General features: G+C 66.5%; 20 protein-coding genes. 16 read left to right on the top strand and 4 right to left on the bottom strand.

The genetic code is table 11. The annotated features are described in order from the left end of the window. Positions 1-98: 98 nt before the first annotated feature. The gene (parE, locus tag AC5P8J_RS00895; RefSeq protein WP_019658886.1) at positions 99-1988 is read right to left on the bottom strand and encodes a DNA topoisomerase IV subunit B; all 1890 of its coding nucleotides are present in this window, start codon (positions 1986-1988) and stop codon (positions 99-101) included. 170 nt (positions 1989-2158) lie between these two features. Here parE and AC5P8J_RS00890 point away from each other — a divergent pair, with 170 nt between their 5' ends. The 10 genes from AC5P8J_RS00890 to truD all read left to right on the top strand — a co-directional run bounded on the left by AC5P8J_RS00890 (position 2159) and on the right by truD (position 10052). Further along, complete coding sequence (locus AC5P8J_RS00890; protein WP_019658885.1) at positions 2159-2392, top strand: hypothetical protein; 234 nt, start codon at positions 2159-2161, stop codon at positions 2390-2392. A gap of 400 nt (positions 2393-2792) precedes the next feature. Further along, complete coding sequence (gene pyrG, locus AC5P8J_RS00885) at positions 2793-4457, top strand: CTP synthase (RefSeq protein WP_005416023.1); 1665 nt, start codon at positions 2793-2795, stop codon at positions 4455-4457. An 89-nt stretch (positions 4458-4546) separates the two neighbouring features. Next, complete coding sequence (kdsA, locus tag AC5P8J_RS00880; protein WP_010485995.1) at positions 4547-5377, top strand: 3-deoxy-8-phosphooctulonate synthase; 831 nt, start codon at positions 4547-4549, stop codon at positions 5375-5377. Next, complete coding sequence (locus tag AC5P8J_RS00875; protein WP_134735897.1) at positions 5374-5721, top strand: hypothetical protein; 348 nt, start codon at positions 5374-5376, stop codon at positions 5719-5721. The genes kdsA and AC5P8J_RS00875 overlap by 4 nt, the downstream gene beginning before the upstream one ends. Continuing rightward, the gene (locus AC5P8J_RS00870) at positions 5721-6050 is read left to right on the top strand and encodes a hypothetical protein (RefSeq protein ID WP_019658882.1); all 330 of its coding nucleotides are present in this window, start codon (positions 5721-5723) and stop codon (positions 6048-6050) included. The genes AC5P8J_RS00875 and AC5P8J_RS00870 overlap by 1 nt, the downstream gene beginning before the upstream one ends. Before the next feature lie 96 nt (positions 6051-6146). Then, on the top strand, positions 6147-7439 hold the full coding sequence (gene eno / locus AC5P8J_RS00865; protein ID WP_134735898.1) for a phosphopyruvate hydratase: 1293 nt from the start codon (positions 6147-6149) through the stop codon (positions 7437-7439). Positions 7440-7443: 4 nt separating this feature from the next. Next, entirely contained in the window at positions 7444-7797 is a 354-nt protein-coding gene (ftsB, locus tag AC5P8J_RS00860) for a cell division protein FtsB (RefSeq protein WP_134735899.1), read from the top strand. Further along, entirely contained in the window at positions 7794-8492 is a 699-nt protein-coding gene (ispD, locus tag AC5P8J_RS00855) for a 2-C-methyl-D-erythritol 4-phosphate cytidylyltransferase (protein ID WP_019658880.1), read from the top strand. The genes ftsB and ispD overlap by 4 nt, the downstream gene beginning before the upstream one ends. 34 nt (positions 8493-8526) lie before the next feature. Next, positions 8527-9024, top strand: a complete 498-nt coding sequence (gene ispF / locus AC5P8J_RS00850) for a 2-C-methyl-D-erythritol 2,4-cyclodiphosphate synthase (RefSeq protein WP_021204089.1) — start codon at positions 8527-8529, stop codon at positions 9022-9024. Further along, positions 9021-10052 carry a tRNA pseudouridine(13) synthase TruD gene (truD, locus tag AC5P8J_RS00845; protein WP_019658879.1) on the top strand — a complete coding sequence of 344 codons (1032 nt, stop codon included), beginning with the start codon at positions 9021-9023 and terminating at the stop codon, positions 10050-10052. Before ispF ends, truD begins: the two co-directional genes overlap by 4 nt. 123 nt (positions 10053-10175) lie before the next feature. Here truD and AC5P8J_RS00840 read toward each other — a convergent pair whose 3' ends face one another. Next, positions 10176-10715 (bottom strand): Smr/MutS family protein, encoded by a 540-nt coding sequence (locus AC5P8J_RS00840; protein WP_019658878.1) that lies wholly within the window; start codon positions 10713-10715, stop codon positions 10176-10178. A 209-nt stretch (positions 10716-10924) separates the two neighbouring features. On the opposite strand from AC5P8J_RS00840, the gene surE reads away from it, so the two are divergent. The 5 genes from surE to AC5P8J_RS00815 all read left to right on the top strand — a co-directional run bounded on the left by surE (position 10925) and on the right by AC5P8J_RS00815 (position 14450). Next, positions 10925-11704 (top strand): 5'/3'-nucleotidase SurE, encoded by a 780-nt coding sequence (surE, locus tag AC5P8J_RS00835; protein ID WP_019658877.1) that lies wholly within the window; start codon positions 10925-10927, stop codon positions 11702-11704. Then, positions 11701-12378, top strand: a complete 678-nt coding sequence (locus AC5P8J_RS00830; RefSeq protein ID WP_010485977.1) for a protein-L-isoaspartate(D-aspartate) O-methyltransferase — start codon at positions 11701-11703, stop codon at positions 12376-12378. The genes surE and AC5P8J_RS00830 overlap by 4 nt, the downstream gene beginning before the upstream one ends. An 18-nt stretch (positions 12379-12396) precedes the next feature. Next, the gene (locus AC5P8J_RS00825) at positions 12397-13011 is read left to right on the top strand and encodes a YqaA family protein (RefSeq protein ID WP_019658876.1); all 615 of its coding nucleotides are present in this window, start codon (positions 12397-12399) and stop codon (positions 13009-13011) included. Further along, entirely contained in the window at positions 13008-13790 is a 783-nt protein-coding gene (locus tag AC5P8J_RS00820) for a peptidoglycan DD-metalloendopeptidase family protein (RefSeq protein ID WP_005416034.1), read from the top strand. The genes AC5P8J_RS00825 and AC5P8J_RS00820 overlap by 4 nt, the downstream gene beginning before the upstream one ends. A 171-nt stretch (positions 13791-13961) precedes the next feature. Next, entirely contained in the window at positions 13962-14450 is a 489-nt protein-coding gene (locus AC5P8J_RS00815) for a hypothetical protein (RefSeq protein ID WP_134735902.1), read from the top strand. Positions 14451-14478: 28 nt separating this feature from the next. Here the strand turns inward: AC5P8J_RS00815 and AC5P8J_RS00810 are convergent, their stop codons facing one another. Together AC5P8J_RS00810 and yhbY are read right to left on the bottom strand one after the other, a co-directional pair. Continuing rightward, entirely contained in the window at positions 14479-14853 is a 375-nt protein-coding gene (locus AC5P8J_RS00810; protein ID WP_058980129.1) for an Mth938-like domain-containing protein, read from the bottom strand. Between the two features lie 13 nt (positions 14854-14866). Next, the gene (gene yhbY, locus AC5P8J_RS00805; RefSeq protein WP_019658872.1) at positions 14867-15172 is read right to left on the bottom strand and encodes a ribosome assembly RNA-binding protein YhbY; all 306 of its coding nucleotides are present in this window, start codon (positions 15170-15172) and stop codon (positions 14867-14869) included. Between the two features lie 65 nt (positions 15173-15237). Here yhbY and rlmE point away from each other — a divergent pair, with 65 nt between their 5' ends. Further along, complete coding sequence (gene rlmE / locus AC5P8J_RS00800; RefSeq protein WP_005409014.1) at positions 15238-15870, top strand: 23S rRNA (uridine(2552)-2'-O)-methyltransferase RlmE; 633 nt, start codon at positions 15238-15240, stop codon at positions 15868-15870. Positions 15871-15895: the final 25 nt, after the last annotated feature.

The following is a 15895-nucleotide window of genomic DNA, read 5'->3' as shown; positions in this document are numbered from 1 at the left end:
GGGTGGGATCTCTGTAGAGCCGAGCCGATGCTCGGCTGCCCGGCACGGCGCGGAATGCAGCCGAGCGTGGGCTCGGCTCTACAGGAGGGCTGCGGGAGTCAGACTTCCAGCGAAGCCAGGTCGCCCTTCGACTCCAGCCAGCCCTTGCGGTCGGAGGCGCGCTTCTTGGCCAGCAGCATGTCCATCAGCGAACTTGTCTGCTCGCGATCGTCCACGGTCAGCTGCACCAGCCGGCGCGTATCGGGGTGGATGGTCGATTCACGCAGCTGAGGCGGGTTCATCTCGCCCAGGCCCTTGAAGCGGGTCACGTTGATGGCGCCCTTGATCTTCTCGCGTTCGATCTTGTCCAGCATCGAGCGCTTTTCTTCCTCGTCCAGGGCATAGAACACCTGCTTGCCCACGTCGATGCGGAACAGTGGCGGCATGGCCACGAACACGTGGCCGGCATCGACCAGCGCAGGGAAGTGCCTGAGGAACAGCGCGGTCAGCAGTGTTGCGATGTGCAGGCCGTCGGAGTCCGCGTCGGCCAGGATGATGACCTTGCCGTAGCGCAGGCCGCTGATGTCGTCCTTGCCCGGGTCGCAGCCGATCGCGATCGCCAGGTTGTGCACTTCTTCCGAGGCCAGCACGCTGTTGGAGGAAACCTCCCAGGTGTTCAGGATCTTGCCGCGCAACGGCATGATGGCCTGGAAATCCTTGTCGCGGGCCTGCTTGGCGCTGCCGCCTGCCGAATCACCTTCCACCAGGAACAGCTCGGTGCGCGACAGGTCCTGGCTGATGCAGTCGGCCAGCTTGCCGGGCAGGGCCGGGCCCTGGGTGACCTTCTTGCGGACGACCAGCTTTTCGGTCTTCAGGCGGGCGCTGGCGCGCTCGATGGCGATCTGCGCGATCTTCTCGCCCAGCTCCACGTTCTGGTTGAGCAGCAGGCTGAAGGCATCATGGGCGGCACCTTCGATGAAGCCGGCCGCCTGGCGTGAGGACAGGCGTTCCTTGGTCTGGCCGCTGAACTGCGGGTCGGTCATCTTCAGCGACAGCACGAACGACACGCGGTCCCACACGTCTTCCGGGGCCAGCTTGACGCCACGCGGCAGCAGGTTGCGGAAGTCGCAGAACTCGCGCAGCGCCTCGGTCAGGCCGGTACGCAGGCCGTTGACATGGGTGCCGTGCTGGGCGGTGGGGATCAGGTTGACGTAGCTTTCCTGCACCAGCTCGCCTTCCGGCAGCCAGGCCACTGCCCAGTCCACGACCTCGGTGTCCTTCTTCAGGCTGCCGACGAACAGCTCGGCCGGCAGCATCTCGCGATCACCCAGCTCCAGCTTCAGGTAATCGCGCAGGCCGTCTTCGTAGTACCAGGTATCGACTTCACCGGTGGCTTCATCGGTCAGCTTCACGGTCAGACCCGGGCACAGCACGGCCTTGGCGCGCAGCAGGTGCTTGAGCGCGCGCACCGCGAACTTCGGCGTATCGAAGTACTTCGGGTCCGGCCAGAAGCGCACGCGGGTACCGGTGTTCTTCTTGCCGACGCTGCCAACTACTTCCAGCGGTGTGGCGCGGTCGCCATTGCGGAAGGTGATGCGGTGTTCGGCACCGTCGCGCTTGATGTGCACTTCCACCAGGGTCGACAGCGCGTTGACCACGCTGACGCCGACGCCGTGCAGACCACCGGAGAAGGTGTAGTTGTTGTTGCTGAACTTGCCGCCGGCATGCAGGCGGGTGAGGATCAGCTCGACGCCCGGGATCTTCTCTTCGGGATGGATGTCCACCGGCATGCCGCGGCCGTCATCGCTGACCTCCACGCTGCCGTCCTTGTACAGGGTGATCTCGATCGAGCGGGCGTGGCCGGCGAGGGCCTCGTCCACCGAGTTGTCGATCACTTCCTGCGCCAGGTGGTTCGGGCGCGCGGTGTCGGTATACATGCCGGGACGGCGCTTGACCGGGTCAAGGCCGGACAGGACTTCAATATCGGCGGCGTTATAACGGGCGTTCATCTGTCTTCGAAAGCTTGGAGCGACGGGCAAGTGTGGGGTCTGGCACGGGATTTTGCACGCCTGCGGTTCAGTCTCGGCGACGCAGAGGGGGTAAAATGGCAGCCGCTGGAATCTGAACGCCGGCGCTCCGTTGGATCAGAACGTCCAAGCCATACCGCGAGGAGGACTCCATGAAGAAGTTGCTGACCATTGCGATCCTGGCCGCTGCCGCCGTTGCAGTGCCGCTGGTGGTGGCGCAGAACGCCGGCCAGTCGGCCCCGCAACAGGGTGATCAGGCCGACAAGGCCCAGGCCGAGGCCGATGCAAAGGCCAAGCGCCGGGCCCAGGCCAATGCCCAGATGAAGGCGCAGGGCCAGCCGGCCCCGCAGCAGGAAGAGGAAGAGGAAGCGCGCAAGAAGCGCTGATCCCGCAGCCTGCCAGGCGCCCTTGCGACAAGGGTTGCGCTCCGGAACGCCCCGCTCAGCGGGGCGTTTCTTTTTGGGAACGTGGCGTCTGCCCCTTGGGTTGGCGGCCATCAATCTGTAAACTATGGCTTTCCGGGAGTAAGTGCGTGTCCACCATTTGCGAATGGGCTGGAGCGGCCAAGCGTGGCTTCCAGCATGGCGGGTCGCAGGTGACGGTCGATTTGGCCGGCACGGCCGCCCCGACCTCGCACGATGGTTCCGGTCCGGCGCCTGCCGCCGCACGGATCCGCACCTCCCTCGCTGCCTCAGCGAACCGGAAAACCCCCTCTGAGCACCATGCCCGCCCACCGGGTGCGCGTGGTGCTGCCGTTTTCCATTTCCAGACAGGATGCTTGCAGCCATGACTCCCTTGATTTTCGTAACCGGCGGCGTGGTGTCCTCGCTCGGCAAAGGCATTGCCGCCGCGTCGCTGGCCGCCATTCTTGAAGCCCGTGGCCTGAAGGTCACGATGATGAAGCTCGACCCGTACATCAACGTCGACCCGGGCACCATGAGCCCGTTCCAGCACGGTGAGGTCTACGTCACCGACGACGGCGCGGAGACCGACCTCGACCTGGGCCACTACGAGCGCTTCGTGCGCACCCGCCTGAGCCGCAAGAACTCGGTCACCACCGGGCGCATCTACGAGAACGTGATCCGCAAGGAGCGCCGCGGCGACTACCTGGGCGCGACCGTGCAGGTCATTCCGCACATCACCGACGAGATCCGTCGCTGCATCGACGAAGCCACCGAAGGCTACGACGTGGCACTGGTCGAGATCGGCGGCACCGTGGGCGACATCGAGTCGCTGCCGTTCCTGGAGGCGATCCGCCAGGTGCGCACCGAACGTGGCCCGGAGAAGGCGCTGTTCATGCACCTCACCCTGGTGCCGTACATCGGTGCCGCCGGTGAGCTGAAGACCAAGCCGACCCAGCACTCGGTGAAGGAACTGCGCTCGATCGGCATCCAGCCGGACGTGCTGTTGTGCCGTTCAGAACAGGCGGTGCCGGATTCGGAGCGTCGCAAGATCGCCCAGTTCACCAACGTCTCCGAGCGTGCAGTGATCAGCGTGCCGGACGTGGACGTGCTGTACCGCATCCCGTCCGGCCTGCATGCACAGGGCCTGGACGAAATCGTGGTGAACCAGCTGAAGCTGGCCGACAAGGCCGGTCCGGTCGACCTGTCGATGTGGGAAGACGCGGTCGATGCGACCCTGCACCCGCTGGACGAAGTGACCATCGCCGTGGTCGGCAAGTACGTCGATCACCAGGATGCCTACAAGTCGGTCGGCGAGGCACTGAAGCACGGTGGCCTGCGCCAGCGCACCAAGGTCAACCTGAAGTGGCTGGAAGCACAGGACCTGGAAGGCACCGACATGGCTGCACTGGCCGATGTCGACGGCATCCTGGTACCGGGTGGCTTCGGTGACCGCGGCTTTGAAGGCAAGGTGCTGACCTCGAAGTTCGCCCGCGAGCAGCAGGTGCCGTACTTCGGCATCTGCTACGGCATGCAGGCGGCGGTGGTCGATTACGCGCGCAACGTGGTGGGCCTGGAAGGTGCCAACAGCACCGAGAACGACCGCCAGTCGCCGAACCCGGTGATCGGCCTGATCACCGAATGGCGCACCGCCAGCGGCGATGTCGAGAAGCGTGACGACAAGAGCGACCTCGGCGGCACCATGCGCCTGGGCCTGCAGGAACAACGCCTGAAGCCGGGCACGCTGGCCCGCGAGCTGTACGGCAAGGACGTGGTCGCCGAGCGCCACCGCCACCGCTACGAGTTCAACAACCGTTACCGCACCCAGCTGGAAGATGCGGGCTTGGTGATCGCGGGCAAGTCGATGGACGACACCCTGGTGGAAGTGGTCGAGCTGCCGCGCGATGCCCACCCGTGGTTCCTGGCCTGCCAGGCGCACCCGGAATTCCTGTCCACGCCGCGTGACGGCCACCCGCTGTTCATCGGTTTCATCCGTGCCGCGCGCGAGCGCAAGGCCGGCGGCAAGCTGCTTTCCGAAGCGCGCGCCTGACTTGTGAATGGGGGCTTCGGCCCCCATCCTGCATGCTTCAACCCCCAGCGCACCGGCCCGTCCGGTGCTGCGGACAACAAGGAAACGCCATGAAACTGTGTGGATTCGAGGTCGGGCTGGACCAGCCCCTGTTCCTGATCGCCGGCCCCTGCGTGATCGAGTCGATGCAGCTGCAGCTCGATACCGCCGGCAAGCTGAAGGAGATCACCGACAAGCTCGGCGTCAACTTCATCTTCAAGTCCAGCTTCGACAAGGCCAACCGCACTTCGGGTACCGCCTTCCGCGGCCCGGGCATGGAAGAGGGCCTGAAGGTGCTGGCCGAAGTGAAGAAGCAGATCGGCGTGCCGGTGCTGACCGACGTCCACGAGTACACCCCGATGGATGAGGTGGCCTCGGTGGTGGATGTGCTGCAGACCCCGGCGTTCCTGGTCCGCCAGACCGACTTCATCCGCAAGGTGTGCTCGGCCGGCAAGCCGGTCAACATCAAGAAGGGCCAGTTCCTGGCGCCTTGGGACATGAAGCCGGTCGTGGAGAAGGCCAAGGCCACCGGCAACGAGCAGATCATGGTCTGCGAGCGTGGTGCCAGCTTCGGCTACAACAATCTGGTCAGCGACATGCGTTCGCTGGCGGTGATGCGCGAGACCGGTTGCCCGGTGGTGTTCGACGCTACCCATTCGGTGCAGCTGCCGGGCGGGCAGGGCACCAGTTCCGGTGGCCAGCGTGAGCACGTGCCGGTGCTGGCCCGTGCCGCCGTGGCGGTAGGCATCTCCGGCCTGTTCGCCGAGACCCATCCGGACCCGTCCAAGGCGCTGTCCGATGGCCCCAATGCATGGCCGCTGGACCAGATGGAAGCCCTGCTCGAGACCCTGATGGAACTGGACGCGGTGACCAAGAAGCACGGCTTCTCGCGCTTCGCGTGAGTCGTGACCCGTGGCTGGCGCTGGAAAACCAGCGCCGCCGCCGGCACTGGAAACAGTGGCCCTGGGGCCTGATCGCACTGGGCCTGGCCGTGCTGTTCACCGTGGGCATGTTCGGTCTGGTGCTGATCGGCGCCGCGTCAGTGCGCCCACCAGGTGATGGCGGCAGCGCGCTCAATCTGCGCGTGTACTTCATTGCGCTGCAGGTTGCAGAGCTGGTCGGCGCCGTGGGATGCGTCGCTGCCGCCGTACTGGCCTGGCGCCTGAACCGTGGCAAGGTGGCCGCCGGGTTGGCGATCATCCTGCTGTCGCTGTGGCTTGGCGCCCTGTTCTACGGGCTGTTTTGATGAATGCGACCCTGGCAACCCGTGATCGGCCCTGGGGCCTGATCGCGCTGGCGCTGGCTGTTCTTGCCTGGGCCGGCCTGGTGGCAGCTGTATTCGCCTTCGCCGCCAGTTTCGGTTCGCCCGGGGATGGCAGCCATGGCATGCAGGCCATGCAGTACTGGATCTGGGCTGCACTGGCCATGCTCGTGCTGTCCTTCGTTGGCAGCCTGGTGGCGATGGTGATGGCCTGGCGTTGCCGCCGCGGCGGCGTAGTGGCGGCCATTGCTGGTGGCCTGCTGGTGGTGATGGTGTCGTTGATCCTGATGGTGATCGGGGCCACTCTGGCCTGACGGCGCCCACGCCATTTGGCAAGTGGCGGGCAGCCGGGGATAATCACGCGGCATTCGTTTTGTCGCCCCCTCTCCATACAGGTAACCGGCCCGACCATGAGTACGATCCGCAGCATCCACGCCCGTGAAATCCTCGACAGCCGTGGCAACCCCACGCTGGAAGCCGAAGTCATCCTGGAGGACGGTTCGTTCGGTCGTGCCGCGGTTCCCTCCGGCGCCTCGACCGGCACCAAGGAAGCGGTCGAGCTGCGTGACGGCGACAAGACCCGTTACCTGGGCAAGGGCGTGCGCAAGGCCGTCGACAACGTCAACACCACCATCGCCAACGCGCTGAAGGGTTTTGAAGCCGCCGACCAGGCCGGCCTCGACCGTCGCCTGATCGATCTTGATGGCACCGAGAACAAGGGCCGCCTGGGCGCCAACGCGCTGCTGGGTGTTTCGATGGCCGCCGCGCACGCCGCCGCTGCATCGAACAAGCAGGCGCTGTGGCAGTACCTGGCCGCCAAGACCGGCGTTACCCCGTCGCTGCCGGTGCCGATGATGAACATCATCAACGGCGGTGCGCATGCCGACAACAACGTGGACTTCCAGGAGTTCATGGTGCTGCCGGTCGGCTTCACCTCGTTCTCCGAAGCGCTGCGCGCCGGCACCGAAATCTTCCATTCGCTGAAGTCGGTGCTGAAGGGCCACGGCCTGAGCACGGCGGTGGGCGACGAAGGCGGTTTCGCGCCGGACTTCCGCAGCAACGTCGAAGCGCTGGACACCATCCTCGAAGCGATCGGCAAGGCCGGCTACACCGCCGGTGAAGACGTGCTGCTGGGCCTGGACGTGGCGTCAAGCGAATTCTTCGAGAACGGCAAGTACAACCTGGTCGGCGAGAACAAGCGCCTGACTTCCGAGCAGTTCGTCGACTTCCTCGCTGACTGGGCCGCGCAGTACCCGATCATCACGATTGAAGATGGCCTGGCCGAGAACGATTGGGCTGGCTGGAAGCTCCTGACCGACCGCATCGGCAAGAAGGTGCAGCTGGTCGGCGACGACCTGTTCGTGACCAACCCGAAGATCTTCCAGGAAGGCATCGACTCGGGCACCGCCAACGCGATCCTGATCAAGGTCAACCAGATCGGCACGCTCAGCGAAACCCTGGAAGCGATCGCCATGGCTGATCGCGCCGGCTACGCCGCCGTGGTTTCGCACCGCTCGGGTGAAACCGAAGACACCACCATCGCTGACATCGCCGTGGCTACCACCGCCACCCAGATCAAGACCGGCTCGCTGTGCCGCAGCGATCGCGTGGCCAAGTACAACCAGCTGCTGCGCATCGAGGAAGCCCTCGGCGCCGGCGCGCGTTACGCCGGTCGTGACGCGTTCGTTTCGCTGAAGCGCTGAGCCGATGCGCGACTGGCGCTGGATGCTGCTGGTGCTGGCCCTGTTGCTGTGCTGGCTGCAGTACCGCTTCTGGTTCGGTCCGGGCAATTCGGGTGAAGTGATGATGCTCGAAGCCCAGGTCGCCAACCAGGAGCGGGACAACGAGGGCCTGCAGCAGCGCAACGACGCGCTGGCCGCCGAAGTGAAGGACCTCAAGGAAGGCCAGTCCGCCATCGAGGAGCGCGCGCGCAGCGAGCTGGGCATGATCAAGCCTGGCGAGAAGTTCTACCGTGTGGTCGAGGATGCGCCGGTCCAACCGGCGCAACCTGCGCCAGGTGTCAGCGCCCAGGTCGGCGATCATCCGGCGGACGTGCCATGAGTGGGGCGATCTGGGTGGTGGTTCCGGCCGCCGGCCGTGGCGCCCGCTTCGGCGCACCGCTGCCCAAACAGTACCTGCAGGCCGGCGGGCAGATCCTGCTCGCCCATACCCTGGACGCGCTGCTGGCGCACCCGGCCGTGGCCGGCGCAATGGTGGTGATCGGACAGGACGACGGTGACTGGCCTGGCTGGAGTGAATGGGCCGGCAAGCCGGTGCTGACCTGCATCGGCGGCGCGACCCGTGCCGCCTCGGTGCTGGCCGGGCTGCAGGCCCTGCCGGACTCGGTGCGTGCCGATGAGTTCGTGCTGGTCCATGATGCGGCCCGGCCCAACCTGTCGCTGGCCGACCTTGGCCGCCTGCTTGAAGTCGGTCGTGCCGACCCGGTCGGGGCGATCCTGGCCGCACCGGTGCGCGACACCCTCAAGCGCGCGGGCGATGACGGTGGCATCGATGGCACCGAGCCGCGCGAGCGCCTGTGGCGTGCATTGACGCCGCAGCTGTTCCGCCGCCACCAGCTCAGCCGCGCGCTGTCCGAAGCCGCTGCCGCCGGTGTCGAAGTCACCGACGAGGCCATGGCCATGGAGCGCCAGGGCCAGCGCCCGCTGCTGGTGGAAGGCAGCGAGGACAACTTCAAGGTAACCACTCCGGCCGATCTCGACCGGTTCGAATTCGTACTTTCCCGCCGCGCCGGCTGATTGCCCGCGCGGCCCTGCTGCAAGGGTTGCATCCATGAGCACCGCACCGTTCCCGCCCGTCCGCATCGGCCAGGGCTACGACGTCCATGCCTTCGGTGAGGGCGATCACATCATGCTCGGTGGGGTGAACGTGCCGCACAGCTGTGGCGTGCTCGCGCACAGCGACGGCGACGTGATCCTGCATGCCCTGTGCGACGCGATGCTCGGTGCGCTGGCGCTGGGTGACATCGGCCAGCACTTCCCGCCGAGTGATGACCGCTGGAAGGGCGCTGACAGCAGCGATTTCGTCCGCCATTGCGACAGCCTGCTGCGCGAGCGTGGCTGGCGCGTCGGCAACACCGACATCACCGTGATCTGCGAGCGTCCGAAGGTCGGTCCGCATGCGCTGGCCATGCGTGAGCGCATCGGTGCGCTGCTGCAGCTGCCGCTGGATGCGGTCAGCGTCAAGGCCACCACCTCGGAGAAGCTGGGCTTTACCGGCCGTGGAGAAGGCATCGCCGCACAGGCGGTGGTGCTGCTGGTGGCGGCATGATCCCGCTGCCGCTTGCGTTTGGTGCGCCGTTGCTGTCGGCGCGCATCCGCACCACGCCGGAAGATTTCCAGGTCGACGAGTTGCCGGCGTTCGAGGCCACTGGCGAGGGCGAGCACCTGCTGCTGCACATCCGCAAGCGCGGTGCCAACACCGTGCATGTGGCCAAGCTGCTGGCCAAGTGGGCCGGCCTGCCGGAAATGGCGGTGAGCTACGCCGGCATGAAGGACCGCCATGCGGTCACCACCCAGCGCTTCAGCGTGCACCTGCCCAAGCGCATTGCACCGGATCTGGCCGAGCTGGCCAGTGATGAGATCGAAGTGCTCGAAGCCACCTGGCACAACCGCAAGCTGCAGCGCGGCGCCTTGGCCGGCAACCGCTTCAAGCTGGTGCTGCGCCAGGTGCGGGGCGATGCTGCAGCGATCAGTGAGCGTTTGCAGCAGATTGCCAGCCGGGGCCTGCCGAACTGGTTCGGTGAGCAGCGCTTCGGCCGCGACGGCGGCAACGTGCCGGCCGCATTGGCGATGTTCGGGGGCCGCCGCATGCGCAAGGACCAGCGTTCGCTGCTGTTGTCTGCCGCCCGTTCGGCGCTGTTCAACCGCGTGCTGGCCGCGCGCGTGGAGCAGGGCAGCTGGGATCAGCCACTGGAGGGCGAAGTGTGGATGCTGGACGGCAGTCGCAGCGTGTTCGGCCCCGAGCCGTACACCGACGTGCTGGCCGAGCGCCTCGCGCGGTTCGACATCCATCCCAGCGCACCGTTGTGGGGCGAAGGCGAGCTGCGCAGCGCCGACGCTGCACGTGAGCTGGAGCTGGCCGCGCTGGACGACGAGGAATCGAAGGCGCTGCGCGCTGGCCTCGAAGACGCACGGTTGAAACAGGAGCGCCGCGCGTTGCGCCTGCGCCCGGCGCTGCTGCAGCATCAGTGGCTGGCCGATGACGTGCTGGAACTCTCGTTCGCGCTGCCGCCGGGCTGCTACGCCACCGCTGTACTGCACGAGCTGGGCCCGGTCGAAGACGCCTCGCAGGCCTGAGCAGGGCGCGCGGTAGAGTCCACTGTCAGTCGACTTGCGCGCGCAGCGCGGGGTATTCGCTTGCCGCTGGAAGAGCAGTCGACTGACAGTCGACTCTACCTGGACTCATGGCGTCCCCTTTTTTCAGCGCCGCGCCAGCAGCACCAGTACCGCGCCGGTCCCGCCTTGCCCGGCCGGCGCTGAATGGAACGCCAGCACGTCGTTGCGCAGCCGCAGCAGGCGGTCAACCAGGTTCTTCAGCACCGGCGCACCGCCATCGGCTTGCAGGCCCTTGCCGTGGATGATGCGCACGCAGCCATACTCGTGTGCATGCGCTTCCAGCAGGAACTGGCGCAGCAGCGTCTCCGCCTGCGCGGCGGTGGCGCCGTGCAGGTCCAGCTCGTCCTGCACCGAGTACTGGCCACGCTTGAGGCGCTGGAACAGGCGTGGTGGCAGGTTGTCGCGTCGATAGCTGGCCACATCGCCGGCTTCCAGCGGGGTGCTGTCGCGCAGCAGCCGGGCGAACTCGCCGGCTGCGTCGGCCTCGTCACGTTCGGCCATCCGCGCACGCGGCTTCGGTCGCGGCGCGGCAGGTGCCGGCTCGGCATCCTTGCGCAGCGGCGTCACTTCGCCGATGGCCGCACGGAACAGCGCGGCGGGATCTTCGTCTTCAGGGTGCGACATGCGCACAGGGTAAACCGCCGGCGCAGGTCTGCCTATGACGGTTCGATGTCGGCCGTGACCGCCGGCAGGGTAGGACCGGCGGCTCGCATGCGGCACAATAGACGATGCGCTTGCAGGGTCGACGGCTTCCGCAGGGGAGCGCGGCGGTCCCGCTTACACTGCACGGTGACGGAATCGAATTCTTGGAAAATCAAGCGGTTAAATCGAAGATGCGAATCCTGGTCAGCAATGACGATGGTGTCGACGCTGCAGGCATCCGGATGCTTGCCTCGGTCCTGCGCGAGGCTGGGCACGAGGTTACGGTGGTCGCACCCGACCGCGATCGCTCCGGCGCCAGCAACTCGCTGACGCTGGATCTGCCGATACGGCTCAAGCGCATCGACCATTACACCGTCTCGGTGGCCGGCACCCCGACCGACTGCGTGCACCTGGCGCTGACCGGCCTGCTTGAATTCGAGCCCGACATTGTCGTGTCCGGCATCAACAACGTCGCCAACCTCGGTGATGACGTGATCTATTCCGGCACTGTTTCGGCGGCGATGGAAGGTCGCTTCCTGGGCCTGCCCGCCGTGGCGGTGTCGCTGGTCAGCCGCAACCACGATCCGAAGCACTACGAAACCGCTGCGCGCGCCGCGGTCGAGATCGTTGCACGGCTCAAGGCCGACCCGCTGCCGGCCGACACCATCCTCAACGTCAACGTGCCGGACCTGCCGTGGAGCGAGGTCAAGGGCTTCGAGGTCACGCGCCTCGGCAACCGCCATCGTGCCGAAGGCTGCATCGCGCAGAAGGATCCACGCGGCAACGAGGTGTACTGGATCGGCCCGGCCGGCCGCGAGCAGGACTCCGGCCCGGGTACCGATTTCCACGCCGTGCGCACCGGCCACATCTCGATCACGCCGATCCAGGTCGACCTCACCCGCTACCAGGCGCTGGAGAAGGTGGCCAGCTGGGTCGGCGGCCTCAGCGCAGCCCTGGACCAGCCGGCATGAGCCCACGCCTGCGCCTGCAACCGGAAGCTGTGGGTATCGGCATGACCTCGCAGCGCGTGCGTGACCGTCTGGTCGACCGCCTGCGCGAAGCCGGCATCGTCGACGAGCCGACCTTGAACGCGATCCGGGTGGTGCCGCGCCATCTGTTCATCGACGAAGCGCTGGCCTCGCGTGCCTACGAGGATACCGCGCTGCCCATCGGCCACGGCCAGACCATCTCTCAACCCTGGGTGGTAGCGCGGATGACCGAAGCGGTCCTCCAGGTCGCTCCCAAGCGCGTGCTGGAAGTGGGCACCGGTTCCGGGTACCAGGCCGCCATCCTCGGTGCGCTGGGCCTGGAGGTCTACACCGTGGAGCGCATCGGCGACCTGCTGCGCCAGGCGCGCAAGCGCTTCCGTGCGCTGGGCATGAACATCCGCACCAAGCATGACGACGGTCGCGTCGGCTGGGCCGAGCACGGTCCCTTCGATGCCATCGTGGTCACTGCGGCGGCGCCGGCACTGGTCGACGCGCTGATCGAGCAGCTGGCCGAGGGCGGCCGGCTGGTGGCGCCGGTCGGTGGTCCCGGGGCGCAGTCGCTGGTGCAGCTGGACCGCAAGGCCGACGGCAGCATCGAACAACACGTGCTGGCGCCGGTCACCTTCGTGCCGCTGCTGTCTGGCATGCTCGACTAATCCACGGAGCAGGGTTGCATGAAGATTTTCGGGCCGCTGTACGAGCGGGCGATGAAGTGGGCGGCGCACGAACGCGCGCCGACCTACCTGACGGTGTTGAGTTTCTTCGAAGCGATCATTTTCCCGGTGATGCCGGAGGTGATGCTGGCGCCGATGTGCGTGGCCCAGCCCAAGCGCGGCTGGTGGTTCGCCACCCTCAGCCTGGCCGGCTCGATGCTCGGCGCGCTGGTTGGCTATGCACTGGGTCACTACGCCTTCGAGGCAATCAAGCCGCTGTTCGAAGCGCTGGGCATGCTGCCGGCGATCGAGCAGGGCATCACCACCGTGCAGGCGAAGATGGCCGAGTCGCCCTGGGCGGTGTTCACCTTCCTGGTGCTGGGCGGATTCATGCCCATCCCGATGAAGGTCTTCACGTGGGCATCGGGTATCGTCGGCGTACCCATGCCGCAGTACCTGCTGAGCATGCTGATCGGTCGCGGCAAGCGCGTGTTCGTGCTGGCCGCGGTCATCCGTATCGGTGGTGCGCGTGCCGAAGCCGCACTGCGTCGCTGGATTGAACCGCTGGGCTGGATCGCCACCGTGCTGGTGGTGGTGCTGATCGCCTGGCTTGTATGGAGGTCGAAGTTCGCATGAATCCTGATCGTCTGAGCAAGGGAGTGCGCATCGGCGCGCTGGCGTTGCTGGTTTCCACACTGGCCGCCTGCGGTACCGCCACCGTGGTCCGCCCGGGCGGCGGCAACGCTGGCGGCGTGACCACGCCGAAGACCTCGGTACCCAAGCCCGGGCAGACCGTGGTGGTGCGCAAGGGCGACACCATCTATGCGCTGGCCCGCATCCATGACATCACCCCGGCCGACCTGATTGCCTGGAATCGTCTGGACAACCCGTCGACCATCTACCCCGGCCAGGTGATCCGCCTGTATCCGCAGGGGGCCACCAGCGGCCGTGCGCCGACCACGGTGGTCACCCCGCCGCGTTCGGCTGGCAGCAGTGGCGGCAGCACCGCGCCGGCCCCGGCGCCGGTCGGGCCGGTGAAGAGCAACATCGCCTGGCGCTGGCCAGCCGATGGCGCGATCGTCGGCCGCTACGTGGCCGGTGACGCGACCAAGCAGGGCGTCGACATCGCCGGTACCAGCGGCCAGCCGGTCAAGGCAACCGCCAACGGTGTGGTGGTGTACTCCGGTGCCGGCCTGGTCGGCTACGGCGAACTGATCATCATCAAGCACAGCGACCAGTGGCTGTCCGCCTATGGTCACAACCGCAAGCGCCTGGTCAATGAAGGGCAGAGCGTGAAGGCTGGCGAGCAGATCGCCGAAATGGGCCGCACCGGTGCGAACCGCGACATGGTCCACTTCGAGATTCGCTACAACGGCAAGCCGGTCGATCCGCAGCAGTACCTGCCGGCACGTTGACGCGGTTGGAACAGGGAGTGCCGGGCCATGCCTGGCGTTCCTGACCTGTAGAGCCGTGCTCGACTCAGCGACTGCGGAGCGGTCGTTTGCGATCCTGTGTGCCGCAGGCTCACCTTCACGGCGGACCGGATACCCGGCATTCTTGAGCGGTCCCAGTCGACCCGGTACCCCATGCTGCGTCCTGCTTCCGTTCTCGCCTTGCTGATCGTCGCGCCGCTGGTCACCGCGGCCAGCGATCCGCGCGACGTGGTCACCCGTCTTTACGCCGTAGTCCAGGCGCCGGCTTCAGATGAAGTGGCCATCGCGCCGTTGCTGGGCGATGCCCTGCGCTCGGCGGTCGATGCGCAGCATGCTTACGAGCGGGCCTGTACCGCGCTGGCCGCGCACGACGAGAAGCCGCACATGCTCGACCAGAGCCTTTATCTGCTGGCGCCGGACCGACCGGACACGGTCGCGGTGGGAATGGCCGAATCGAGGGGTGACGCGACCTGGATCCGCGTCGACATGGCAGTGGGCGACTATCGATGGACCGACCGGGTCCTGCTGCAGCGGCAGGACCGGGACTGGAAGGTCATGGATATCCGCTGGGGGCAGGGCGGCCACCTGATCGGCCGGCTCCAGGAGTTCTCGGCATTCCGCTGCGCGCCTTCAGGCCGCTAGGGGCCGGAGGCACCGGTGACTCGAGAACTCAGCCTTCCAGAATGAAAGCAGCCGCGACCTTGCGGCCTTCGCCGGCCAGGATGTTGAACGTACGCGCGGCGGCTGGATTGTTCATCACTTCCAGGCCGATGCCGCGTGACAGGCAGGCGGCCATCACCGCCGCCGGCGGGAACACCTGACGGTCACCCGTGCCGAGCACGATCAGCGCCGGGTTCAGCGCCAGGATCGGCTCCAGGTCAGCCAGCTGCAGCGCAGTGGCGCTCACCGCCGGCCATTGCGTGACCAGCTGGTCCGGGGTCAGGAAGAAACTGCTGCCCAGCACCTGGTCATTGACCTTGGCCGAGCGGCCATCGGCGGCGCGCAGGCTGTAGGCGTAGTCCGGCGGTTCGTGGTTCAGCTGCATGGCAGTAGGCCGATCAGCCGCGCGGCAGCACGATCTGGCGCTGTTCCCTGCTCGGGCGGTACAGCACGGCGACGTGGCCGATGCGCTGCACCAGCGCGCTTTCGGTGGCTTCGACGATCTCGCCGATCATCACGTCACGGGCCTCGCGGTCTTCGGCAGCGACCTTCACCTTGACCAGCTCGTGGCGCTCCAGCACTTCGTTCAGCTCCGCAATGAAGGCCGGGGTCACACCCTTGCCGCCGGTCTGCAGCAGGGCCTTCAGGTCGTGGGCTTGGCCGCGCAGGAAACGGGTCTGGGAGGCGGTCAGGGCGATGGACATGCAGGAAAAGACGGTTGAATGGGGCGATCAGGGTATCATGAGGACCCCATCAGCCCCTATTTTCAATGGCTACCCGCAGCAAAAGCAGCCAGCGCTGGCTCAAGGAACACTTCTCCGACCCCTTCGTGAAGAAGGCCCAGGCCGAAGGCATGCGCTCGCGTGCCGCCTACAAGCTCGAAGAGCTGCTGGAACGTGACCGGTTGCTGAAGCCGCACATGGTGGTGGTCGACCTCGGCGCGGCCCCGGGCGGCTGGTCTCAACAGGTGCGGAGACAGATCGGCGATACCGGCCGGGTGCTGGCCCTGGATATCCTGGACATGCCGCCGCTGGCCGGCGTGGAGTTCCTTCATGGTGACTTCAGGGAAGAAGCCGTCCTATCGCAGTTTGAAGCCATGCTCGGGGATCAGCCGGTAGACCTTGTGCTGTCGGACATGGCCCCCAATAAGAGTGGTGTGGGTGCGGTCGACCAGCCGCGGATGATGCACCTGGCGGAGCTGGCCCTGGATTTTGCCGACAACCACCTCAAGACCGGTGGGGCGTTCCTGATCAAGCTGTTCCAGGGTGAAGGCTTTGACGACTACGTGCGCGACATGCGCCGCCGGTACGACAAGGTCTCCATCCGCAAGCCGGAAGCCTCGCGCAAGCGCTCTCCCGAGGTGTATGCCTTGGGTCAGGGAAAACGCGCCCACATGAAGTAAGCTCGCAATGTACGCAAGTTCGACC

It is taken from the genome of Stenotrophomonas sp. YJH_SMC_37, assembly GCF_059370035.1.
Note: the sequence above shows the minus strand (reverse complement) of the source record. Positions and strands in the feature narration are given on the sequence as shown.